Annotated in this window: 17 protein-coding genes, 1 other RNA gene and 2 pseudogenes; 12 read left to right on the top strand and 8 right to left on the bottom strand. The window is 71.5% G+C overall.

From position 1 onward, the window contains the following. Window positions 1-3: 3 nt before the first annotated feature. The gene (locus ACIBNA_RS25930; protein ID WP_399167509.1) at window positions 4-1,416 is read right to left on the bottom strand and encodes an ABC transporter substrate-binding protein; all 1,413 of its coding nucleotides are present in this window, start codon (window positions 1,414-1,416) and stop codon (window positions 4-6) included. A 188-nt stretch (window positions 1,417-1,604) separates the two neighbouring features. After that, window positions 1,605-5,312 (bottom strand): FHA domain-containing protein, encoded by a 3,708-nt coding sequence (locus ACIBNA_RS25925; protein ID WP_399167508.1) that lies wholly within the window; start codon window positions 5,310-5,312, stop codon window positions 1,605-1,607. 382 nt (window positions 5,313-5,694) lie between these two features. Between ACIBNA_RS25925 and ACIBNA_RS25920 the strand changes: the two genes are divergently transcribed. From ACIBNA_RS25920 to ACIBNA_RS25905, 4 genes are all read left to right on the top strand, one after another. Beyond that, window positions 5,695-7,404: a serine/threonine-protein kinase gene (locus ACIBNA_RS25920; RefSeq protein WP_399167507.1), complete on the top strand. Its 1,710-nt coding sequence runs from the start codon at window positions 5,695-5,697 to the stop codon at window positions 7,402-7,404. A gap of 122 nt (window positions 7,405-7,526) precedes the next feature. Then, window positions 7,527-8,774: a serine/threonine-protein kinase gene (locus ACIBNA_RS25915; RefSeq protein ID WP_399167506.1), complete on the top strand. Its 1,248-nt coding sequence runs from the start codon at window positions 7,527-7,529 to the stop codon at window positions 8,772-8,774. A 658-nt stretch (window positions 8,775-9,432) separates the two neighbouring features. Next, entirely contained in the window at window positions 9,433-10,539 is a 1,107-nt protein-coding gene (gene prfB, locus ACIBNA_RS25910; protein WP_399167505.1) for a peptide chain release factor 2, read from the top strand. Window positions 10,540-10,830: 291 nt separating this feature from the next. Then, window positions 10,831-11,454, top strand: a complete 624-nt coding sequence (locus tag ACIBNA_RS25905) for an LPXTG cell wall anchor domain-containing protein (protein ID WP_399167504.1) — start codon at window positions 10,831-10,833, stop codon at window positions 11,452-11,454. A 115-nt stretch (window positions 11,455-11,569) separates the two neighbouring features. Here ACIBNA_RS25905 and ACIBNA_RS25900 read toward each other — a convergent pair whose 3' ends face one another. Next, the gene (locus tag ACIBNA_RS25900) at window positions 11,570-11,761 is read right to left on the bottom strand and encodes a hypothetical protein (RefSeq protein WP_133931420.1); all 192 of its coding nucleotides are present in this window, start codon (window positions 11,759-11,761) and stop codon (window positions 11,570-11,572) included. A gap of 315 nt (window positions 11,762-12,076) precedes the next feature. On the opposite strand from ACIBNA_RS25900, the gene ftsE reads away from it, so the two are divergent. The 5 genes from ftsE (at window position 12,077) to ssrA (ending at window position 16,068) form a co-directional block, all read left to right on the top strand. After that, the gene (ftsE, locus tag ACIBNA_RS25895; protein ID WP_003990615.1) at window positions 12,077-12,766 is read left to right on the top strand and encodes a cell division ATP-binding protein FtsE; all 690 of its coding nucleotides are present in this window, start codon (window positions 12,077-12,079) and stop codon (window positions 12,764-12,766) included. Between the two features lie 39 nt (window positions 12,767-12,805). Further along, window positions 12,806-13,723, top strand: a complete 918-nt coding sequence (gene ftsX / locus ACIBNA_RS25890) for a permease-like cell division protein FtsX (RefSeq protein WP_399167503.1) — start codon at window positions 12,806-12,808, stop codon at window positions 13,721-13,723. 68 nt (window positions 13,724-13,791) lie between these two features. Beyond that, the gene (locus ACIBNA_RS25885) at window positions 13,792-14,961 is read left to right on the top strand and encodes a S41 family peptidase (protein ID WP_399167502.1); all 1,170 of its coding nucleotides are present in this window, start codon (window positions 13,792-13,794) and stop codon (window positions 14,959-14,961) included. A 46-nt stretch (window positions 14,962-15,007) separates the two neighbouring features. Next, entirely contained in the window at window positions 15,008-15,487 is a 480-nt protein-coding gene (gene smpB, locus ACIBNA_RS25880; protein WP_356926946.1) for an SsrA-binding protein SmpB, read from the top strand. Window positions 15,488-15,663: 176 nt separating this feature from the next. Continuing rightward, window positions 15,664-16,068: a transfer-messenger RNA gene (gene ssrA, locus ACIBNA_RS25875) on the top strand. Between the two features lie 48 nt (window positions 16,069-16,116). Here the strand turns inward: ssrA and ACIBNA_RS25870 are convergent. From ACIBNA_RS25870 to ACIBNA_RS25860, 3 genes and pseudogenes are all read right to left on the bottom strand, one after another. After that, window positions 16,117-17,088 carry a LacI family DNA-binding transcriptional regulator gene (locus ACIBNA_RS25870; protein ID WP_399167501.1) on the bottom strand — a complete coding sequence of 324 codons (972 nt, stop codon included), beginning with the start codon at window positions 17,086-17,088 and terminating at the stop codon, window positions 16,117-16,119. After that, the gene (gene yicI, locus ACIBNA_RS25865) at window positions 17,088-19,343 is read right to left on the bottom strand and encodes an alpha-xylosidase (RefSeq protein WP_399167500.1); all 2,256 of its coding nucleotides are present in this window, start codon (window positions 19,341-19,343) and stop codon (window positions 17,088-17,090) included. Before yicI ends, ACIBNA_RS25870 begins: the two co-directional genes overlap by 1 nt. Before the next feature lie 91 nt (window positions 19,344-19,434). Next, a pseudogene (locus ACIBNA_RS25860) lies at window positions 19,435-20,455 on the bottom strand (MFS transporter). Window positions 20,456-20,663: 208 nt separating this feature from the next. On the opposite strand from ACIBNA_RS25860, the gene ACIBNA_RS25855 reads away from it, so the two are divergent. From ACIBNA_RS25855 to ACIBNA_RS25845, 3 genes and pseudogenes are all read left to right on the top strand, one after another. After that, on the top strand, window positions 20,664-20,909 hold the full coding sequence (locus ACIBNA_RS25855; RefSeq protein ID WP_274816689.1) for a hypothetical protein: 246 nt from the start codon (window positions 20,664-20,666) through the stop codon (window positions 20,907-20,909). Window positions 20,910-20,921: 12 nt separating this feature from the next. Continuing rightward, on the top strand, window positions 20,922-21,794 hold the full coding sequence (locus tag ACIBNA_RS25850) for a hypothetical protein (protein WP_399167499.1): 873 nt from the start codon (window positions 20,922-20,924) through the stop codon (window positions 21,792-21,794). Window positions 21,795-21,798: 4 nt separating this feature from the next. Further along, a pseudogene (locus ACIBNA_RS25845) lies at window positions 21,799-21,948 on the top strand (LysR family transcriptional regulator); the annotation flags it as partial. Window positions 21,949-22,134: 186 nt separating this feature from the next. On the opposite strand, the gene ACIBNA_RS25840 reads toward ACIBNA_RS25845, so the two are convergent. After that, complete coding sequence (locus ACIBNA_RS25840) at window positions 22,135-22,896, bottom strand: hypothetical protein (RefSeq protein ID WP_399167498.1); 762 nt, start codon at window positions 22,894-22,896, stop codon at window positions 22,135-22,137. 367 nt (window positions 22,897-23,263) lie between these two features. After that, a partial coding sequence (locus tag ACIBNA_RS25835) for a proprotein convertase P-domain-containing protein (RefSeq protein ID WP_399167497.1) occupies window positions 23,264-23,756 on the bottom strand: 493 nt, incomplete at its 5' end.

Below are 23,756 nucleotides of genomic sequence, written 5' to 3'. Positions count from 1 at the left end.
CCGTCAGCCTCCGTAGGCCGCGGCCGCTTCGGTCTCCAGCTTCGCTTGCGTACCCGCGACGTCCTTCGGGTTCTTCAGGAAGTCCTGGAGGATCTTCCACTCGCCCTTGCCGGGCGTTCCGCCGAAGGCCTGCGGGGCCTGGTCGGACATGTCGAAGCGGAAGTCGTCACCGGCGTCGATGAGCGCCTTGGCGATCCTCTGCTGCACCGCGTTCGGGTACGCGGAGTTCGGCACGTTCTTGTTCGGCGAGAGGTAGCCGCCCAGCTTGGCCTGGATCTGCGCCGCGTCCGGCGAGGCGAGCCAGGTGGCCAGGGCCTGCGCTCCCTTCGAGTCCTCAAGGATCACGGCCGCGTCACCGCCCGAGACCACCGGTCCCGTGTCACCCACCGCGGGGAAGGGGAACACCTTCGCGTCCGTGCCGACCTTCATGGTCGTGGGGATGTTGACCTGCGCGAAGTCGCCCGCGGCGACCATGGCCGCCTTGGGCTGGTCCCCGCCGGTGAAGACCTGCGTGACGGAGGCCGGGAAGTCGGTCTGCAACGCCCCGTTCGCCCCGCCCGCGACGTAGTTCGCCTTGCCCCAGACCTGCGCGAGCGTGGTCAGCGCGTCCTTCACGGACGGGTCCGTCCACTTGATCTCGTGCTTGGCCAGCTGGTCGTACTTCTCCGGCCCGGCCTGGGAGAGGTACACGTTCTCGAACCAGTCGGTCAGCGTCCAGCCCTCGGCGCCGCCGACGGAGAACGGGGTGACGCCGGAGTCGTAGACCGTCTGTGCCGTCTTCAGCAGATCCGGCCAGGTCTCGGGCTCACTCGCCCCGGCGTTCTCGAAGACCTGGTTGTTGTACCAGATCAGGGACTTGTTGGCGGCCTTGTAGTAGACGCCGTACTGCTTGCCGCCCACCTTGCCGATGTCCTGCCAGCCCTGCGAGTAGTTCTCGCCGAGCTCCTTCAGGGCCTCGGCGCCGAGAGGCTTGGCCCAGCCCCGGTCGACGGCCTGCTTGATGGCGCCCGGTTGCGGCAGCATCGCGATGTCCGGCGGCTGCCCGCCGGCCACCTTCGAGCCGATGAAGTTGATGATCGGGTCCTGGGCGGGCACGAACGTGACCTTGGCGCCCGTGCGCTTCTCGAACTCCGCCAGGACCTTCTTGAAGTTGGCCTGCTCGGCGCCGGTCCACACGGCGGCGATCTCCAGGCTCGTCCCGTCAAGCTTCGGAAGGGTGACGTTGTTGGCGGTCTCCTCGGGGTTGCCCTGGGTTCCACTGTTTCCGCCGTCGTCGCCTCCGCAGGCGGTGAGCGAGAGCGCGAGCGCTCCCGCGGCGACGGCGGCCGCGGCCTTGGCGGCTCTGCGGCTCTGGGGGGTCGCCTTGTCCCGTTTCGGCGACCAGCGTGTCCGGATGGTGCTGCTCGTCATGCGCATGACTGCCCCGTTCTTCGTTCCCTCGTCGAACGTCGAGCGCGCTCCCGTGCGATCTGGTCTACGCCCGGGCGGCGGGGGCGGCAAGATGGCGTCGGCTGTCAAGCGGGGGATCGTGACCCCCTCGTGACCAGGGACTCGGCCCTGATCGACGGTCGGGGTCGGCATCCAGCCAGTGCCACGGACGAGTGCTACAGAAGTGACGGCACCTGCGCCGCCGCGACCTCCCGCGCCGCCCTTTCCAGCGCGCTGGCCAACAGTGCCAGGTCGGTCGGGCCATTTCCGAGTTCCCGCACCGGACGCCGGGCCGGAGGGTCACCCATGCGGTGCCATTCCAGGGGGACGACCGTGGGGCGCAGCGTCGCCGTCCGGGGGATCCGGCCGGTGACCCGCCCGCCCTGGAACGGCGTGACCCGCCCGTCCGCGCAGGCCAGGCGGCCACGGCCCGGAGCGGGTTCGTCGGGGCCCGGCGCCGGGGCGTCGAGGGTCACGCGGAGGGTGGCCCGGCGCGCCGGTTCCGTCTCCGCCGTACGGGCGCACGGGCCGGTGGCCGCCACCAGGTGGACGCCGAGCCGCTCGCCCTCCCGGGCCACGGCCTCCAGCGCGCGCATCACCGATCCGGCCGCGGGCCGTCCGGTCGAGCCGAGGGCGGGGGAGACCAGCGCGTCCAGGTCGTCCACGACCACGACGAGCCGGGGCAGCGGCGGCGCCGCCTCCGCCCGCCGCCGGGCCGCTCCGGGCCGCAGCCGCATCGTCGAACTCGGCGGGGAGTCGAGATCCCCGGCCCCGGCGGCCGTCCCGGCCTCGGTCTGGGCGCCGCCCCGGGCCGTCGCCGTGCGCTGGGCGACCATACGGCCCGACAGCTCGCGCCCGGTGTGCCACTCGGTGAAGTCGGAGCGCCCGAGCAGCTCGGCGCGCCGCTTCAGCTCGGCGCTCAGGGACTGCGCGAACTCGCGCATCCGGACCGGGTCGTGGGCCGTGAGGTACGTGGTGACATGCGGGACGTCCGTACACAGGCGCAGTCCCTCGCCGTGCCCGCCGCCCGCGCCCGGGCCGCCCCGGCCGTCGACCAGCACGATGCCCAGCCGGTCCGGCCGCTCGGCGGCGGCCAGGGACGCGACGACCGCCCGCAGCAGCTCCGTACGGCCGCTGCCCGGCGGGCCCTCGATCAGCAGATGCGGTCCCTGGGCGGCGAGGTCCGCGCAGACCGGGCCGCGCGGACCGGCGCCCAGCACCGCGCGCACCCGCCCGCCCAAGGCCTCGGTGTCGTCGGCCGCGTCCGCCCAGCGCGCCATCAGCGACGCCGGGGTGGCACGGGCCAGGCCCAGCTCGTCCAGCAGCCGCGCCGCCTGGGGCAGGGGCGCGGAGACGCGCGGCTGAGGCCCACTCGTCGCGCCGTCCGTACGCAGCGGCGCCATCGCCCGCGCGAACCGCTCGGCCCACGCGGGCGAGACGGCGTCGACGGTGGCGATGGTGCCGTGGCCCACGGGCCCGACCGGTCCTGAGGCGCCGCCGACCCGGGCCACACGCATCAGCCGCAGCGCCGTCGCCACGTCCCCGCTGAGCAGCGCGACCGCACCGCACTGCCGGAACGTCGGCGCCACCGAGCAGGCCGCCTCGTACGTCTCCGTCACGGGCGAGGCGGGGGAGGCGGCCGCGGTCTCGGCCAGGCAGACGACATGGATCCCGGCCCGGGGGCCTTCCAGCGCCAGCCGTGCCACGGCCTCACGCAGGTCGGCGCCGCCGGGGTCGCCGACCACGACGAGGACGGTGTAGGGGCCGGGGAAGTCGGCGGCCGGGTCGGGGACGGGGGTGTCGTCCCGGGCCCAGGAGGGGCGGCGGGTCACGGGACCGGCGGCGCAGGGCACGGGGCTGTTGGCATCGGGGCCCGGCGCGCTGCCGCTCGGGCCGTCGGTTTCCTGGGCTCTGGAGAACCGCACGTTGCCCAGCAGCCCGCCGGTCCCTGCGGCACCGCCTGCCGCGTCCGCCAGCTGGTCCTCCAGACGGCGGATGAGCTCGTCCGTGCGGGCGGCGGCCTGTTCCCGGTCGTAGGCGAGCAGCAGGCGGCAGTCCTGCCCGTGCCCGGGACGGACATGCGGCAGCCAGCCCAGCCAGCCCCACTCGGCGGTGCGCTCCTCCAAGGGGCGGGAGCGGTCCGCGGCGATCAGGACGATCTCCAGGGTGTCGGGGGAGTGCAGCGCGGTGAGCTGCGCCAGCACGGCACGGGCCAGCCCGGCGAGCCGCGCCGGGGGCCCGGCCAGTCCCAGCGCGCCGACCTCCCGCAGCCCGGAGGTCACCGGCACCGCGGGCAGCAGGCCCGAGCCGTCCGGTGCCGCCCGGTCTGCCGTACCGAGCCGCACGGCGAGCGCCTCCGGGTGGCCCGGGCCGCGCTCCCACAACCGGGGTCCCGGTCCCAGCGCAGTCAGCAGCAGCGCGGCCGGATCCGGCCAGGTCTCCGGCACCGCCGGCCCGACGGCCGAGCGATCGGCCGTCACTTCGGCCGGCTCGTCTTCGTATGTCCCGCGCGCGGGCGCCCCCTGCTCGCCACGCCCTCCGGCCAACCGCCGCGCCCACGCCCCGAGTCCGCCCCGCCTGCGCGTCCCGGCCGGAACGTCGGTGCCCCGGAGGGGAGTGCCCTTGCGCCCGCGACCGGACCGCTCGTCCGTGGCGTCTGCCGGGGAGACCGCACCGGTGTGGGTGGGAGCCGTCGGACGGGGGGCCGCCTGGCCCCCGGCCCGGGCATGAGGGACTACGCCGTCCGCTGTTCCGGCGCCCTGGCCGGAACCTTCCGTGCCCCCGTCACCGAACGCCCCGTCCAGCGCCCCGGTCCCGGAGCGCCCCGCGTGCGTGTCCCCGGCACCGAGCCCGGCCTGCGCCGCATCGCGCTGCCGGGGAGCCCGGACGACGGGCTCCGAGTCACCCTGACCCCGGGAGCTGCCCGGCCCGTGCTCACCGGCAGCGGCCCGGAATCCGCCCTGCGCGGCCCCCGGCCCGCCCCCGGTGGCCGGCCGTGAAGCCTGCGCGGCCGCTCCCGCACCCTGGCTCTCGACCCGAGGCGCCCCGCCCTGGCCCGGCACCACCGCCGAGTCCCCGGAGTCGTGGCCCGCGGTGCCCGGCGTGCCCCAGGCCGCCGAGCCGTAAGCGTGATGAGTCGGCCCGGCAGGACCGGAAGGCGCGGAAGGCCCGGCAGGGATCGGGCCCGACGCGCGCGTATCCGCCCCGGCTCCGCCGGCGCCGGCAGGCCCCGGCACGCGTACGTGCCCCTCCCCGTCCGGCGTCGTGTCCACCCGGCCCCCCGGCCCCCCGGCGGGAGCCAGCCGCAGAGCCGATTCGCCGATCCGCAGCAGCGCCCCGGGGGCGAAACGGACCGCCCGGCCGCCCACAGGCGCGCCGTCCAGCGTCGTGCCGTTCGTGGAGTCGAGGTCGGCGACCGAGACGCGGCCGTCGGCGCTCACCGTCACCGCGCAGTGCAGCCGGGAGACGTCCGGGTCGTCGAGCGGCACGTCGGCGTCGGCGGAGCGGCCGATGCGGATCTCGCCGCCGTGCAGCAGGTGGACGCCGCCGGCGTCGGGCCCGGCGACCACCTGGAGCTGGGCCGGGGCGTCGTCCAGCTCGGGATGCGGCTCCGGCTCGCCCGGCGCGCCCACGGACAGCACGGCACCGTCGGTCAGCGGGGGCTCGCCGATCGTGCAGCGCTGGGCGTCGAGCCGCTGCTCCCCGGCGTACAGCACCGGGGAGCCCGAGCCGTCACCGCCGAGGACCACCTGGGAGAGCGCCGAGGCCACCGCCGCGAGAGCCGTCCCGGCGGGCGCAGTGACCAGCACGTCGCAGCGCGCGGCGCGGTCCCGAGCCGGAGCCGCCAGGCCCAGCGGGTCTACGACGGTCAGCCGGATCTGCATCGCCGTCAGCGGTCCCTTCTGCCCGGGCGCGGAGTCCCCCCACCCCGCCCCAGCACGTCGGCCAGTACTGCACGCATCCTCGCACCTGCCACTGACAGCGCGCCCCTCGCTCCGGAACATGTGATCTTGATTGGTCGGCTCTGCCCGCAAAAGTGCCTGAGAGATGACCCAGTCGCGATCACTTGAGATCGGTCACGCTCACTCTCGGCAACCATGAGACCGAGGTGAGCGTCTTTCCTTCGAACGCGCAGTGAGATTCGAACGCGTGCGAGAACGGATACGTAAGACCCACGGATAGACGACACCCCCGGTCCCCGGCGGCACGGCACTACAGTGGGTCGGACAGGCCAGCAGGCAAGGCAAGCACCAGGGAGCGCATGACGTGCGGCCGGTAGGCAGCAAGTACCTGCTCGAGGAGCCGCTCGGGCGCGGCGCCACGGGCACCGTCTGGCGAGCCCGCCAGCGCGAGACCGCGGGCGCCGAGGCGGCCGTGCCGGGACAGCCCGGCGAGACCGTCGCGATCAAGGTCCTCAAGGAGGAGCTGGCCAGCGACGCGGACGTCGTGATGCGCTTCCTCCGGGAGCGCTCCGTCCTGCTCCGGCTGACCCACCCGAACATCGTCCGGGTCCGTGACCTGGTCGTCGAGGGCGATCTGCTGGCGCTGGTCATGGACCTCGTCGAGGGCCCCGACCTGCACCGCTACCTGCGCGAGAACGGGCCCTTCAGCCCTGTCGCCGCGGCCCTGCTCACCGCCCAGATCGCCGACGCGCTGGCCGCCAGCCACGCCGACGGCGTCGTCCACCGCGACCTCAAGCCGGCGAACGTCCTGCTCCAGCAGTACGACGGGCAGATGCACCCGCTGCTGACCGACTTCGGCATCGCCCGCCTGGCCGACTCCCCGGGCCTGACCCGCACCCAGGAGTTCGTCGGCACGCCCGCCTACGTCGCGCCCGAGTCCGCCGAGGGCCGCCCGCAGACCTCCGCCGTCGACATCTACGGCGCGGGCATCCTGCTGTACGAGCTGGTCACCGGCCGTCCGCCGTTCTCCGGCGGCTCCGCCCTGGAGGTGCTGCACCAGCACCTGAGTGCCGAGCCGCGCCGCCCCTCCACGGTCCCCGACCCGCTGTGGACGGTCATCGAGCGCTGTCTGCGCAAGAATCCGGACGAGCGGCCCAGCGCCGAGAACCTCGCCCGTGGCCTGCGCGTCGTCGCCGAGGGCATCGGTGTGCACGCGAACTCCGCGCAGATCGCCGCCGCCGAGGGCGTCGGCGCCCTCCTGGTGCCCGACCCGGCGCCCGCGCCCGTGCCGGACACGCCCGGCGCGGGCGAAGCCGACCCCACCCAGGTCCTCCCGCAGGGCGCGGGCTCGTACGACCCGAACGCCGCGACCAGCGTCATGCCGCACACCGGCGGCCCGGCCGGCGCCGCCGATCCCACCGCCGGCCTGCCGGGCCGGGGTGCGGCCGACCCGACGGCCGTGATGCCGCCGGTCCCGCCGGGCTCGCCCGGCCACCCCGGCCACCCCGGTCAGCAGGGCCAGCACGGCCAGCAGGGCGGACCCGAGGATCCGCACCCCTGGCAGAACCAGCTGCGGGCCGCCCGCGACCGCAACGAACAGACGCAGGTCCAGTACCTCGACCCGAACGAGGACCCGCTGCGCCGCCGCCCCCAGCGGCAGGTCGCCCGGCCGCAGCAGCAGCCCCCGCAGCGCCAGGCACCCCCGCCCGGGCCCGGCTACGGCCATCCGCAGCAGCAGCCCCAGCAGTACGCCCCGCAGCCCCAGCGGCCCCAGCCGCCGCAGCGCTACGCCCCGCCCGCGCCGCCGCCTCAGCCCCAGCAGCCGCAGCGGCCCCAGCGCGAGCCCCGGCAGCGCAGCGCCAACCGGATGCGGATCCCCGGGCTCGGCTGCCTGAAGGGCTGTCTCTTCTCGATCGTCATCCTGTTCGTCGCCGGTTGGCTGATCTGGGAACTGAGCCCGCTCCAGCAGTGGATCGGCACCGGCAAGGGCTACTGGGACCAGCTGACCGACTGGTTCAACACCGTGACCGGCTGGTTCGAGAAGCTGGGCGGGAGCAGTTCGGGCACGAACTGACCGGAACCGCCCCGCGAGGTTGGTGATTTGTCGACACCTGGCGGGTGATTTCTGCCTCCGCAGTGAAGGTTGGCTCTCCGGGCGCGTAGTTTTAACGACTACACGCGTCGGTAGGAGCAGCCTTGGCACGGAAGATCGGCAGCCGGTACACCGCCCACCAGATCCTGGGGCGGGGCAGCGCCGGCACGGTGTGGCTGGGCGAGGGTCCCGAAGGCCCCGTCGCCATCAAGCTGCTGCGCGAGGACCTCGCGTCCGACCAGGAACTCGTCGGGCGCTTCGTGCAGGAGCGGACGGCGCTGCTCGGCCTGGAGCACCCGCACGTGGTGTCGGTGCGCGACCTGGTCGTGGACGGCAACGACCTGGCGCTGGTCATGGACCTCGTCCGGGGCACGGACCTGCGGACCCGGCTGGAGCGGGAGCGGCGCCTCGCGCCCGAGGCGGCCGTCGCGATCTCGGCCGACATCGCCGACGGGCTGGCGGCCGCGCATGCCGCGGGCGTCGTGCACCGGGACGTGAAGCCGGAGAACGTGCTCCTGGACATGCAGGGACCCTTGGGCCCGGGCGGCTCCCACCGTGCGCTGCTGACCGACTTCGGTGTGGCCAAACTCATCGACACCCCGCGCCGCACCAAGGCCACGAAGATCATCGGCACGCCGGACTACCTCGCCCCGGAGATCGTCGAAGGCCTGCCGCCCCGCGCCTCCGTCGACATCTACGCGCTCGCCACGGTGCTCTACGAGCTGCTGGCGGGCTTCACCCCGTTCGGCGGCGGCCACCCGGGTGCGGTCCTGCGCCGGCACGTCACGGAGACGGTCGTCCCGCTGCCCGGCATCCCGGACGAGCTGTGGCAGCTGCTCGTGCAGTGCCTGGCCAAGGCGCCGGCCTCGCGCCTGCGGGCCTCGGAGCTCGGGGCGCGGCTGCGGGAGCTGCTGCCGATGCTGGTGGGCATGCCGCCGCTGGAGGTGGACGAGCCGGACACGGAGTCCGCCGAGGAGTCGGACCGCGAGGAGCAGCCCGCCGGACCGGCACCGGCCGGGGAGCGGGTCCGGCGGCGGGGCGCGGTCCCCCTGGTGCCGGGCGCGAAACCGGCCGACTCCAACCGGGACACGCACACCTCGATGCGCGTACCTGCACCCGACGAGCTGGCCGGGGGCGCACACGGCACGGCCCGGGCCCCGCGCGCGTCGGGCACGCCCCGGCCGGGCTCGGCCCGCAACCGCGCCATCGCCCGACGCCGCCGCGTGGCCTTGGGCGTGGGCGCGGTCGCCCTCGCGGCGGCGGTCGGCGTCGGAGCATGGCTGTCCACATCGGGCGACGAAGCGAGCACCCCTCCCCAGGACACGAAGAACTCGGCCCCGCAGTCCCCCTGACCTGCCCCGGAGAACGGGGGGAAGCCGACGGCGGCGGGGGTCGGAGGCGGGGTCTGGTTGTCGCCGAGGGGCGACGGCATGGGGGTGGCGCGGGGCATGAGGAGCTCGGCCCGTTCCCCTCTGACCTCTCCCGCAGGAGGGGGGGAAGCCGGCGGCGGGGGTCGGAGCCGGGGTCTGGCTGCCGCCGACGGGGCGACCGGCGCGGGGGTACGAGGAGCAGCTCTGCCCCGCAGTCTCCCTGACCTCTCCCGAGGCCAGGATGGGTGAGGCCGACGGCGGTGGGGGTCGGAGGCGGGTTCTGGTTGTGGCTGGCGCGGGGGCGGCGCGGGGGCATGAGGAGTCCGGCCCCGTTCCCACCTCTCCCGTAGGACGGGCGAAGCCCACGGCGGCAGGGCTCGGAGCCAGGGTCTGGCTGTCGCCGACAGCGCGAGACCGGTGCGGGGCATGAGGGGCTCTGCCGCGCAGTCCCCCTGTCCTCTCCCGAGGCCAGGACGGGTGAAGCCGACGGCGGCAGGGGTCGGAGGTGGTGCCCGGCCGTCGACGGCGGGTGACCGGCGCCCGGTGCCGTAGGGCGCCAGGGAGTCGCTGCCCCGCCCCCTGACCCGTCGGCTCCGACGGCCCGGCGCTGGCCGACGGGCGGAGCCGTTACGCTGGAGGCGTGGCAGTCGTCGATGTATCCGAAGAGCTCAAGTCCCTCTCCTCGACCATGGAGTCGATCGAGGCCGTTCTGGACCTCGACAGGCTGAGGGCAGACATCGCCGTGCTCGAGGAGCAGGCGGCCGCGCCGTCCCTGTGGGACAACCCCGAAGAGGCGCAGAAGATCACCAGCAAGTTGTCCCACCTCCAGGCCGAGGTGCGCAAGGCCGAGGCCCTGCGCGGTCGTATCGACGACCTCGCCGTCCTCTTCGAGATGGCGGAGGAGGAGGACGACCCGGACACCCGCGCCGAGGCCGAGTCCGAGCTCACCGCCGTGAAGAAGGCGCTGGACGAGATGGAGGTCCGCACGCTCCTCTCCGGCGAGTACGACGCCCGTGAGGCCCTGGTGAACATCCGCGCCGAGGCGGGCGGCGTCGACGCCGCCGACTTCGCCGAGAAGCTCCAGCGCATGTACCTGCGATGGGCCGAGCAGCGCGGCTTCAAGACCGAGATCTACGAGACGTCGTACGCGGAGGAGGCCGGCATCAAGTCGACCACCTTCGCCGTCCAGGCGCCCTACGCGTACGGCACGCTCTCCGTCGAGCAGGGCACGCACCGGCTGGTGCGCATCTCGCCCTTCGACAACCAGGGGCGCCGGCAGACGTCCTTCGCGGGCGTCGAGATCCTTCCCGTGGTCGAGCAGACCGACCACATCGAGATCGACGAGTCCGAACTGCGGGTGGACGTGTACCGCTCGTCCGGCCCCGGCGGCCAGGGCGTCAACACCACCGACTCCGCGGTGCGCCTCACCCACATCCCCACCGGCATCGTCGTCTCCTGTCAGAACGAGCGATCGCAGATCCAGAACAAGGCGACGGCCATGAACGTGCTCCAGGCCAAGCTGCTGGAGCGGCGCCGCCAGGAGGAGCAGGCCAAGATGGACGCCCTCAAGGGCGACGGCGGCAACTCCTGGGGCAACCAGATGCGTTCGTACGTGCTGCACCCGTACCAGATGGTCAAGGACCTGCGCACCGAGTTCGAGGTCGGTAACCCCGAGGCCGTTTTCAACGGCGAGATCGACGGGTTCCTCGAAGCGGGAATTCGCTGGCGCAAGCAGCAGGAGAAGTAAGTTTGTCGATAAGGCAACTGCCGATGTCAGGGCGGCAGTTGCCTTTTCTGTGCCTGCATGTCTGGGTTTTACATCACACTCACAGAGTCAGACTCCCGGCATTGGCCCCGTACTTGGACATGGCGCCCGCAAACGCCCTTGACGTGTCTTTGAAAAATGGGAAGGGTAAAGCGCGGCATGCGTGTCTACTGGGGCGCATGTGAACCGGGGGGCTCTTCACCGCAGCTACCCCCGTCGAGCACAGCTCCAAACGCTGCCTAATGACGATGAGCTACTGGGGGTAGCAACCACATGACGAAGAAGACGCGGATCCGTGTCGCGCGGATCGCGGCCGGCGCCGTGATCGCGGCCGGTGCCTCGCTGACCGCCGCCGGTGCCGCATCCGCCGCGGAGACCGAGGACTGCCTGCTCGGCATCCTGTGCGCCGAGGAGTCGCCCACCCCGACTCCGACGCCGCCGGTTCCCACTGAGCTCCCCACCGACCCGCCCACGGACCTCCCGACCGACCCGCCGTCGACCGAGGAGCCCACCGACGAGCCGACCGAGCCCACGGACGAGCCCACCGAGCCGACCGAGGACCCGACGGCCCAGCCGACCGACCCGGGCAACGGGAACGGCAACGGCGGCGGCAACGGCAACGCCAACGGAGGTGGCAACGGTGGCGGCAACGCCGCCGACCCCGACGGCGGCACCTCCCCGCAGGAGGAGGGCTCCTCGTCCCTCACCGACACCGGCTCGGACGCCACCCCGGCGGCGCCGCAGGCCCAGGCCCAGGGCAACGGCCAGGAGCTCGCCGAGACGGGTGCCGCGCAGACCACCTTCCTGGTGATCGGCGCCGCCACGATGATCGCGGGCGGTGTCGGCTTCCGCGTCCTGCCGCGCCTCATGGGCGGCCGCGGCGGGACCGCCGCCTGACGGTAGCCGCGTCCGTACGGACGGTAGGCACAGCGCAACGCCGAGGGCCCGGAGCGAACGCTCCTGGCCCTCGGCCGTGTCTTTCGGACCGCTGAGTACGCCGCCAGGCGTCAGGTCAGGCGGTCTGGTGCGCCAGCAGCGCCACCGCGGCGATCAGCACTGCCAGCAGTGCGATCAGCGCCATCGGGTTCAGACCTGCGAGGAAGTTCTCCTGCTGCAGCCGCTCGCGGTTCGCACGGCACACAGGGCACCGGCCCTCGCTCACGGGCGCCGCGCAGTTCGCGCACACCAGCCGGTCGTAGGTCATGCGCTCGCCCTCCTTGCGCCGATTCCTTGTGTGTAACGCTCGCGGCGGTGCGAACGTTCCCTCTCCACTGTGCCAGGTTCCTCCGGAGGTCGCGCGGGTCGCTCCCGGAAGGGTGGGTGTGCATTGTTGCGCGGCTGCGGGCGGGTGGGGGCTGGTCGCGCCCACGCGGCGGAGCCGCATAGTGATACAGCCCCGCGCCCCTCGGAGGCGTACAAAACGGCATATCCAATGCGCAACCGCGACCGGTGACTGCGGTGCCCTGCCCGGTTCGCGTATGGTCACGCTCATCTACCCCCGGCTACCCGTGGTGCATCCGTGATCCGATTCGACAACGTCTCCAAGGTCTACCCCAAACAGACCCGCCCCGCCCTCAGGGATGTCTCCCTGGAGGTCGAGAAGGGCGAGTTCGTCTTCCTCGTGGGGTCCTCCGGCTCCGGAAAGTCCACCTTCCTGCGGCTGATCCTCCGCGAGGAGCGGTGCAGTCACGGGCAGGTGCACGTTCTGGGCAAGGACCTCGCGCGTCTGTCCAACTGGAAGGTGCCGCAGATGCGGCGCCAGCTGGGGACGGTCTTCCAGGACTTCCGCCTGCTGCCGAACAAGACGGTCGGCGAGAACGTCGCCTTCGCGCAGGAGGTCATCGGCAAGTCGCGCGGCGAGATCCGCAAGTCCGTGCCGCAGGTGCTCGACCTCGTCGGGCTCGGTGGCAAGGAGGACCGGATGCCCGGCGAGCTGTCCGGTGGTGAGCAGCAGCGCGTCGCCATCGCGCGGGCCTTCGTCAACCGGCCCAAGCTGCTCATCGCCGACGAGCCCACCGGCAACCTCGACCCGCAGACCTCCGTCGGCATCATGAAGCTGCTCGACCGCATCAACCGGACGGGCACGACCGTGGTGATGGCCACGCACGACCAGAACATCGTGGACCAGATGCGCAAGCGCGTCATCGAACTGGAGAAGGGCCGCCTCGTCCGCGACCAGGCCCGCGGTGTCTACGGCTACCAGCACTGAGACCGCACCCAGAGTCACGGAAAGGCATAACCAGTCGCCATGCGCGCCCAGTTCGTCCTGTCGGAGATCGGCGTCGGTCTCCGCCGCAATCTGACGATGACCTTCGCCGTCGTCGTCTCCGTCGCCCTGTCGCTCGCCCTGTTCGGCGGGTCGCTCCTGATGAGCGACCAGGTCAACACCATGAAGGGCTACTGGTACGACAAGGTCAACGTCTCGATCTTCCTCTGCAACAAGAGCGACGCCGAGTCCGACCCCAACTGCGCCAAGGGCGCGGTGACGGACGACCAGAAGAAGCAGATCAAGGCCGACCTCGACAAGATGGGTGTCGTCCAGACGGTCACGTACGAGTCGCAGGACCAGGCGTACAAGCACTACAAGGAACAGTTCGGCGACTCCCCGCTGGCCAGTTCCCTCACGCCGGACCAGATGCAGGAGTCGTACCGCATCAAGCTGAAGGACCCGCAGAAGTACCAGGTCATCGCCACCGCCTTCAATGGCCGGGACGGTGTGCAGTCCGTCCAGGACCAGAAGGGCATCCTGGACAACCTCTTCAAGCTGCTGAACGGCATGAACTGGGCCGCGCGCGCGGTGATGGCGCTGATGCTGGTCGTCGCGCTGATGCTGATCGTCAACACGGTGCGCGTCTCGGCGTTCAGTCGCCGGCGCGAGACCGGCATCATGCGCCTGGTCGGCGCCTCGGGCTTCTACATCCAGGCGCCGTTCATCATGGAGGCCGCGGTCGCCGGGCTCATCGGCGGCACGCTCGCGTGCGGCTTCCTGCTGATCGCCCGGTACTTCCTCATCGACCACGGACTGGCCCTGGCCGACCAGCTGACGCTGATCAACTTCATCGGCTGGGACGCCGTCCTCACGAAGCTGCCGCTCATCCTCGCCACGAGCCTGCTGATGCCCGCGTTGGCCGCGTTCTTCGCGCTGCGCAAGTACTTGAAGGTGTGACGCATACCAAGAGGGGCCGTGCGGTCAACAAGCCGTACGGCCCTTTCGCTTGTCCTAGACTCACCGGCATGTCAGGTCGTGACCCGTTCTGTCAGCCCCGTCGCATCCGCCGCGGGGCCGCCCTGACATTGATGTTCGCGAGCGTGCTCGTCGCCGGCGCGGCCACGGGTTCCCTCCCGCAGGCCGAGCGGAAGTCCGCGCCGGACGAGGCCCGTTCGGCCGTCCCGGCCGGGCACCACGCGGACGTCACCAGGGCGGCCGAGGAGGCCATGGCCGACGGCAAGTCCCCGATGGAGGCCGCGAAGCGCGCCGTCAGCCGCAGCGGGGACCGCTGGGGCGCCGTTTACTCCCAGGGCGAGTACGAGGAGTTCGAGGAAGCCCTCGACGGCCAGTACACCGGCGTCGGCCTGTGGGCGCGCAGCGAACGCGACGGCCGTATCGAGGTGACGAAGGTGCGCCCCGGCTCGCCCGCGGACGCCGCCGGGATCCGGTCCGGAGACCTGCTGCGCAGCGTCGACGGCGAGAAGACCGACGGGCGGCCCGTCACCGAGGTCGTCTCCTTACTGCGCGGGGACGCCACCGACGCCCCCGCCGGCACCACTGTCCGCCTCGGCCTGGAGCGCGGCACCCGCGGGTGGACCGAGACCCTGCGCCGGGCCAGGCTGTCCGCGGACTCGGTCGCCGTTCGAAAGGTCGCCGGCTCGGTCACCGTCATCCGGGTCGACACCTTCACCAAGGGCTCCGGCGACCAGGTCCGCAAGGCCGTCCGGCAGACCCCGCCCGGCGCCGGGATCGTCCTCGACCTGCGCGGCAACTCCGGCGGCCTGGTCACCGAGGCCGTCACCGCGGCCTCCGCGTTCCTCGACGGCGGCCTCGTCGCCACGTACGACGTCGACGGCGAGCAGCGCGCGCTGCACGCCGAGCCCGGCGGCGACACGACGAGACCCCTGGTCGCGCTCGTCGACGGCGGGACGATGAGCGCGGCCGAACTGCTCACCGGCGCCGTCCAGGACCGCGGACGGGCGCTCGTCGTGGGGTCCCGGACCTTCGGCAAGGGCTCGGTCCAGATGCCGAGCCGACTGCCCGACGGCTCCGTCGCGGAGCTGACCGTCGGGCACTACCGCACCCCCTCCGGCCGCGCGGTCGACGGCCGGGGCATCACGCCCGACCTGGACGCCGACGAAGGGGCCCTCCGGCGGGCCGAGACCGTACTGCGCGGTCTGGCGAGTCCCTCGTAATCGACTTCCCGCAGGCCCCCTCCGTAGTGCGAAAATGGGCGGCACTATGGCTAAGGAAAAAGGGCGCAAGCTGATCGCGCAGAACAAGAAGGCGCGGCACGACTACCTCATCATCGACACCTACGAGGCCGGTCTGGTCCTCACCGGCACCGAGGTGAAGTCGCTGCGCCAGGGACGGGCGTCGCTGGTCGACGGCTTCGTGCAGATGGACGGGCACGAGGCGTGGCTGTACAACGTGCACGTGCCGGAGTACAGCCAGGGCACGTGGACCAACCACAGCGCGCGGCGCAAGCGGAAGCTGCTGCTGCACCGCGAGGAGATCGACAAGCTGGAGTCGAAGTCGCAGGAGACGGGTCACACCATCGTGCCCCTCGCCCTGTACTTCAAGGACGGCCGTGCCAAGGTCGAGATCGCGCTGGCGAAGGGCAAGAAGGAGTACGACAAGCGCCAGACCCTCCGCGAGAAGCAGGACCGGCGCGAGGCCGAGCGGGTGATCTCGGCGGTGCGCCGGAAGGAGCGGGCGTAGAGGCCGTCCGCCCAGTGCCGGGAAGACTCCGGGCGTGGCCCGCGTTGAACGGGGCACCACGGCAGTGCGGCCGCGGGGAATACGGTGGCATCGTCGGGCGTTGGTCACGTACGATGGCACCTGCGCCTCACAGCGGGTGCGGGCCCCTCTCGCGGGGCAGATTGAAAAATCAACATGGGGATGATCGGTTTCGACAGCGGCTGTCGAAGCAGGGGAAGCGTGTCGAGGAAGCGGCCATGATCTCGTAAACCACAGGCCGAAAAAAATAATCGCCAATTCCAAGCGATCCATCTCCCAGGGCGAGCTCGCCCTCGCTGCCTGATCTTCAGGTAGCGAGCAGCGGCTCCCCTACTTAAAGGGAGTGTCAGCCCGGGGGTGTTCCCGACCCGGATCCTGGCATCATTTAGGGAACTAAACCTCGATCCCGGTCACGGGGTGACGAGGGAAACCACACAGTGACTGGGCCCGTCGGAGACTTGTCGGCGTGATCTCCGGGGCCGAGAAAAGCACAGCCGACTGCACACGGAGAAGCCCTGATTCCACACCGTTGGACGCGGGTTCGATTCCCGCCATCTCCACTCATCCCATGTGGGCACAGGCCCCGTCGCTTACGAGCGGCGGGGCCTTTGTCATACGTGGCTCGTACTCGCCCGCTCCGTCAGCCGCGGCGGCAGCAGCGTCACCTCCGGCACGGGCGTGCCGTGCAGTTTGTCCATCAGCAGTGCCACCGCTCGGGTGCCGAGCTCCGTGGCCGGCAGGGCGACCGACGTGATCGTCGCGGGGTCGTCGGGGCAGACGGCCGTGATCGACAGGTCCTCGGGGACGCGCAGACCGAGCTGCTGGAAGGCCGTGACCAGGGGTTCCACGAGGGGGGCGTTGTGGACGACCACGGCCGTCAGGGCGGGGTGCTGGCGCAGCAGCCGGTCCGCGATGCGGTGGGCCTCGTCCGGTGCCGACACGGCGGGGTGCACCGACGAAGCCAGCCCGTGGTGGTCGGCTGCGGCCGTGAAGCCCTCCACCAGGCGGTGGGCCGAGGCGGTCCTGCGGAGGTGGACCTCCGGCGGCGGGCCGACCAGGGCCACTGTTCGGTGGCCGAGGTCGGCCAGGTGGTGCACGCACGCCTCGCCCGCCGCCCTGTAGTCCAGGTCCACGCAGGTCAGACCGTGCGGGTCGGCGGGGAGGCCGAGCAGGACGCAGGGGCGGTCCAGGGAGCGGAGCAGGGGGAGACGTGGGTCGTGCAGGCCGATGTCCATGACCAGTAACGCGTCCGCAGGCACCGGTTCCCTGGCGCGGGTCAGGCCCTCCTCATGAGTGAGGAGCAGGACGTCGTGGTCGTACGCGCGTGCCGCTGTCACCACCGACTGCGTCACACGCATCATCGCCGGTACGTGGACTCCGGTGCGCAGCGGGGCTGCCACGGCCAGGACGTTCGACCCGCCGTGCGCCAGTGCGCCGGACTGCCGGCGGTAGCCCAGCTCCCGGGCGGCCGCCTCGACCCTCCGCCGGGTCTCCGCCGAGATCGGGCGCTTGCCGCTCAGCGCGTACGACACGGTGCTGGGGGAGACCCCGGCCCGCCGCGCCACGTCCGTGATCCTCACCATCAGGCCGGCTCCAGCCCCAGCGTGAGGGAGCCGGTTCCGGCCGGTGCCCGGACCTCGTGACCGGCGGCGGCGAGCGCCCAGGGTGCCGCCGGGGCGCTGCATGTCGCCCGCAGGGTGTCGCCTTCGCGTACGACCGTGAAGGTCACGTCCCCGACGCGTACCGTCGTCTCCTCGCCGGGCCGGAGGCCGTACGCCCGCAGGGTCACCCCGTCGGCGTGGTCGTAGTCCGGGCGGTCGTCCACCGCGCCCACCGGGATCACCGCACCCGGTCTGACCAGCAGCGGCACGCTCAGGAAGGGGTGCCGCTCGCACACCCAGCGGGGGCCGGTCACCGGCTCGCCGGTGAGGAAGTGCGTCCAGGTGCCCTCGGGGACGTAGTACGTGACGTCGCCCTCCTCGCTGAGCACCGGTGCGACGAGGAGGTCCGGGCCGAGCATGTACTGCCGTTCCAGGTGTGCGCAGCCCGGGTCGTCCGGGAACTCCAGCACCATCGCCCGCATCATCGGCACGCCCTCGGTGTGGGCGGTCCGGGCCGTCTCGTAGAGGTAGGGCATGAGGCGCAGCTTCAGCCGGATGAAGTGGCGCGCGACCTCCACCGACTCCTCGTCGAACAGCCAGGGCACGCGGTAGGAGCTGCTGCCGTGCAGGCGGCTGTGCGAGGAGAGCAGGCCGAAGGCCAGCCAGCGCTTGAACAGGGCCGGGGTCGGAGTGCCCTCGAAGCCGCCGATGTCATGGCTCCAGAAGCCGAAGCCGGACAGGCCGAGGGACAGCCCGCCGCGCAGTGACTCGGCCATCGACTCGTACGTCGCCTCGCAGTCGCCGCCCCAGTGCACCGGGAACTGCTGGCTGCCCGCCGTCGCCGAGCGGGCGAAGAGGACGGCCTCCTCATCGCCGCGGTGCTTGCGGAGCACGTCGAAGACCGTGCGGTTGTACAGGTACGTGTAGTAGTTGTGCATCCGCTCCGGGTCGGAGCCGTCGGACCAGGTCACATCGACCGGCACCCGTTCGCCGAAGTCGGTCTTGAAGCAGTCGACGCCCTGTGCGAGCAGCGCCTCCAGCTTGGCGGCGTACCAGTCGCGGGCGGCCGGGCTGGTGAAGTCGACCAGGGCCATGCCGGGCTGCCACAAGTCCCACTGCCAGACGCTGCCGTCCGGGCGCTTCAGCAGATGCCCGAGTGCCTTGCCCTCGGCGAACAGCGGGGAGCGCTGGGCGATGTACGGGTTGATCCAGACGCAGACGCGCAGGTCACGGGCGTTGAGCCGGGCCAGCATGCCCTCCGGGTCCGGGAACACCCGCGGATCCCACTGGAAGTCGCACCAGTGGAACTCGCGCATCCAGAAGCAGTCGAAGTGGAAGACGGAGAGCGGGAGTTCGCGTTCCCGCATGCCCTCTATGAAGGACGTCACCGTCTTCTCGTCGTACGACGTCGTGAAGGACGTCGACAGCCACAGGCCGAACGACCAGGCGGGCGGCAGGGCCGGGCGGCCGGTCAGGGCCGTGTACTTGCGCAGGATGTCCTTCGGGGTCGGGCCGTAGACGACGTAGTACGTCAGCTCCTGCGTCTCCGCGCTGAACTGCACCCGGGACACCACCTCCGAGGCCACCTCGAAGGACACCTTGCCCGGGTGGTCCACGAAGACGCCGTAGCCCGCGTCCGTGAGGTAGAAGGGGACGTTCTTGTAGGCCTGTTCGCTGCATGTGCCGCCGTCGGCCTGCCAGATGTCGACGACCTGGCCGTTCTTGACCAGCGGGCCGAACCGCTCGCCCAGGCCGTAGGCGGACGTGCCGACCTTAAGGACCAGCTGTTCGCGCAGGTGGTGCGCGCCGGTCGCGTCCCGCATGATGCCCATGCTCTTGTGGCCGCTGCTGGTGAGGGTGCGGCCGTGCGCGAGGAACTCGACGTGCCAGGGGCCGCCGCGGGCCACCCGGACCGACAGGTCGCCCGAGGTCAGGGTCGCGTGCTCGTCGTCGTAGGAGATCTGCGGGGTGGCTCCCGACCCGGTGAGCTCGAACTCGGGCCCCCGCGGTTCCCCTCCCGTGAAGTGCGTCAGCGTCAGGCCGATGACGTCGGGCATGGGCGTGTGCGCGTGGAGCGTCAGGACGGGGCCCTTCAACAGGTCGCCGCGGGAGCGGACGGGCCGGGTCGGCGCGTGGATCTCCAGCGTGCCGTCCGACTCGGTGGCGTCGAGCACTTCGGCCGGATGCGCCGCGGTGACGCCCTCCCGGAGCAGCCAGTAGCCGTCGGTGAACTTCATGTGGGGGGTCCTTCTTCCCGTGCCCGCGGGGGTCCGCACGTAAAGTCGAAGCGCTTCGACGAGCGAACGTATGTTGGGGTGCGTGAGGGCGTCAATGGGGCGTGCACTGATCAGTGAAGCGATTCGACACGCCGCCCAGGGACAACGCCAGGGCCACGGCCGCCGCCATCACCGGGATGGCGTATCCCGCCGTCGCCGACATCTGCTCCACCGTCCAGCCGCCGAGCGCGCTGCCGCATGCGATGCCGCCGAGCAGGCCGGTCATCGCCAGGGTCATGCCCTGGTGACCATCGTCGGGGCCGTCGCCATCCCGGCGACCAGCAGCGCGCCCGCCAGGAGCGGGAGCGCACCGGTGAGGGCGGCCGCGAGCAGGGGCAGGGTCAGCAGCGCGGTCGTCGCGGCCACGCACCACGGCAGGCGGGACGCGGCCGGCGGCCCGGCGGGCTTCGCGACGCCGTACAGCAGGCCCGCCGCGCATGAACCCGCCGCCGGGAGCGCGAGCACGACACCGGCCGCCGACCGGTGCCCCCGCGCGTCCGCGAACGCGAGCGTGACGACCTCCGTCGAGCCGAACACCGCGCCCATCGCCAGGCAGACGCGAGCAGCGGCGCCTTGGCGGGTATGCGCTCGCGGACCGGCGGCTCCGTCGAACGCCGGGTCGTGAACAGGAGCATGCCCGTCAGCAGCAGCATCGCGCCGACGAGCGTGCCCGCGTCCGGGAAGAACGCCCCGCACAGGAAGGCCGCGAGCACCGGGCCCAGCATGAAGCACAGCTCGTCCGCGGCCTGCTCGAAGGAGTTGACGGTGTGCAGCGCCTTGGCGTCACCGGCCAGCAGATACGCCCAGCGGGCCCGGGACATGCCGCCGGTGTCGGGGGTCGTGGCGGTGGCGGCGTAGGAGGCGAACAGGGTCCAGTCGGGGGCGTCGTGTCGCACGCACAGCAGCAGCGCGAGCTAGCCGAGGACGGCGATCACCGTGGCGGGCAGGGCCACCCGGGCCTGCCCGTGCCGGTCGACGAGCCGCGCGGTCCACGGCGCGACCACCGCGGTCGCCGCGAGTCCCGTCGCCGTGACGGCAACGGCGGTACGGGGTGAGTTGTGGCATGCGCCCACCGTCGCCCGGAGGTGATCGGCCGGTCCAACACCTGTTCCGTACGGAATCACGCACCTGGGTTGTAGGACGGACAGTAAATATGCCCTGCTCGTTCTTCATACAGCGATATGGAGAGTCCTTAATGGCACATGGAAAAGATGCTCAGCCGGAAAATCCTTCACTCGTTTGCCGCGCATCTGCCGGAGTGGGCCGACGGTTAGTCGGTACATGACCGAGGCGACCAGGAAAGACGGTTGGGCGGTAACGCTCGGCCCCTACACCTACATTCCCGCTCCAGTGCACTCGTCGGCGACCGTCAACGGCACGCTCACCAAGGGCGGTTGCCCGGTCGCGCTCCAGGTGACCGAGCCGGTCCTGCGCGATTTCATCGATGCCATGAGCGTGCTGGAGAAGGACCTCGCCCGGCGGTGGATCAGTGCGACGGAATGGCCCGCTTTCGCGCTTGCGGAATAGTCGGGTAGCGCTATGTACGACAAAGGAATCGAAGGCACCGGCCGGCACCGGGCGCCGACCCGGGATTTCGTCACTCCGCTGACGCCACCGGATCCGACCTGGGACCCGGCCGAGGAACTGGCGTTCATCCTCGAGGAGGCACTCGGGGAGCAGGGGCCGAGGATTCCCGCCCCGCGTGACGTGGCACCGGCCGCCCCCGCGGACCCGGCCCTGGGCGAGCGCATGCAGCGGCTCCAGGACATCACCGAGGAACTGCCGCCCGTGCGGGACGTCCCCCGGCGCCACCGCAAGGTCCGGACCCGCAGACCCCCGCGCCTGCTCCGCACCACCAGCTTCCTCGTCGCCGCCCTGTCTGCCGTCATCGCCGCCGCGGTGAGCCTCCTGAGCGGCATGGTCGCCTACGACCCGCTGCGCCTGGCCGCCCTGTCCCCCGCGGAGCGCAGCCTCCGCACCTGGTGGCCCCTGCTGGTGTACGGGCCCTGGCTGGTGTCCTCCCTGTCCGTCCTGCGGGCCGCGCTGCACCAGCGCCGTGCCGTGCACTCCTGGTGTGTGGTGCTGGTCTTCTCGTGCGTCGCCGTGCTGCTGTGTGTCGCCCAGGCACCGAGGACCGTCCTCGGTACCGCGGCGGCTGCCCTGCCCGGGGTGGCGGCGCTGGCGTGCTTCCAGCAGGTCGTCCGCCAGATCACGCTGACGCGTCCGCCCGTGCGTACGGTGCCTCGGCATCGCTTGGGGCAGGTTTCGTCGAGGGAACCTGCCGGTGGGGATGTTCCGGGGGGTGAGGTGACGGGTGCCGGTTCGGGTGCGGGTGCGGGTGCCGGTTCCGGTCCGGTTTCGGGTGAGCGTGTGAGTGAGGGTGAGGGGCCTGGGCGGGTGGCCGGGACCTGAGCAGGCCGCCGGGGAGTTGCTCGCGGGCCGGCTGGATGCGTCGTTCGGACGGTTCGCCGGGCTGGACCCGGCGCTTCGGGCCGGGCTTGATCATCAGCCCGTTCGGTACGAGCCGATGGCGGTCGTGCTGCCCGAGGACCCGAAGGTTGGAGCTTGAACGACATGCGGTCGGCCCAGGCCGCACTCTGAACATGGCCACGGTCAATTCCTTCAGGGACAGCAATAAGACGTGCCATCCCATGGGAGATTCCAGCGGTGGGGCAACCGGCGATACCGGCCGCACCGTGCGATCCCGCTCGGTGCGGCCGGCGCAAGCGTGCCGGGTTCGGCCGGACGATGCCTACTTCAGGTAGCCACCCTTGAAGCCGCTCTGGTCGGCCCATACGCGCTGACGGGCGTCCCAGTCGATGCCGGCCCACTCGCCCTGCCAAATCGTCTCGGCGGTCGCGTTGTTGGCCGGGTTGGCGGAGATCCACTCCTTGACCGGGCTGTGGGAGAAGTCGGCGAACGGCACGTAGTTCCGGTGCGAGGCCCAACCGCTGTAGACCTTCACGACCCGGGAAGAAGTCGTGCGGTAGTTGATTCCGAGCTTCACGGTCGTGACCTTCACGCCGAAGATCTTGTCGGAAACGCTGTACCAGGCGCTCCGGTCGTAGTACCGCGCCGAGGGATCGGAGATTTCCTCGTCGGTGGTGGGAGGAGTTTCGGTTTCCTCCACACCGAGCTCCGCCTCCAGAACGACGTCGCCGCCCTCGGTCTCCTTTCTCAGCTCGGTGTCGTAGTCCTCCTCGTTGATGGAGTCGACGTCGGTGACGTCCGAGATGAAGTCCCCGAGTTCCTGTCCGCGCTGAGGGTCGTTCAGGTAGGTGACGAACTGTTCCTTCTGGCTGTCCGACAGCTCCTGGTACTGGCTCAGAGTCTCCTGGGCGTCCGCGTCACCCAGCTCCACCTGGGTCACGAGGTACTGCTCGTAGCCCTCGGGAGTGGTGGCTCCATCCTCTGCGGACGCCGTCCCCGGTATCGCCGCCATGGCCAGCGCCGCCGCCGTGACGGCAGCCAGGCTGACGAGTCTCTTGCGGGTCGTCTTCACGGTCTTACGCATTTCTACTGCCTCCGTTACGTGGATGAGAACACGAAGCGAATAAAGACAGCAGGGAAAGCGCGCAATGTGCAATGTGGAGACATTGCTCTGGGCAATGTCTGCGGCCCCCCTACACGCGGTTCGCCTTTCCCCTTTCGGCGTTCCCGCGCAGACAGAATCTTTCCATGAGAAGTGGATCCCGGGGGCCTTTCTTGCTTTATTTGAGCTTTTCTTGAGCATGGCCTGCGCTATCTGAGCTTGACTTGAGCATCGTCCGCCGAGATGTCCGAAAAAGCCGAGAGTGCTCCGGCTGAATTCGACGTCCGAGCACGCAACAACGCCCGGCTGGGGAATCCCAGCCGGGCGTCTGCGGTGCGGTGGAGAGGTGTCAGAAGGCCAGCGACCAGCCGTTGAGGGTGCCGGTGGCGCCCTCTGAGATGTCCTCGACGCGGAGCTTCCAGGTGCCGTTCGCCGGCGAGGCGCCGGCGTCGGCGGTGTAGAGGTGCTGGAGGGTGCCGCCCTTCTCCGTCTCGGACGTCGACTTCAGCGGGTATGTCTTGCCGTCCGGGGCGACCAGGCCGATCTCCAGGTCGCCGAGCCATTCGTGCGTGGCGTCCACGTACACCTGCAGTGTCTTCGGGGCGGAGCCGGTGAGCCCGCTGACCGTGATCGGCGATGTCACGACACCGGGGTCGGGGACGGTGTGGTCGGTCTGGTTCTCGTACGAGGTGGGAAACGTCAGCGACCAGCCGTTGAGCGTGCCGGTGGCGCCCTCTGAGGCGTCCTCGACGCGGAGCTTCCAGGTGCCGTTCGCCGGCGAGGCGCCGGCGTCGGCGGTGTAGAGGTGCTGGAGGGTGCCGCCCTTCTCCGTCTCGGACGTC

The organism is Streptomyces sp. NPDC050164, from assembly GCF_044459945.1.
In the GTDB taxonomy this organism is placed as follows: Bacteria; Actinomycetota; Actinomycetes; order Streptomycetales; family Streptomycetaceae; genus Streptomyces; species Streptomyces coeruleorubidus_A.
Note: the sequence above shows the minus strand (reverse complement) of the source record. Positions and strands in the feature narration are given on the sequence as shown.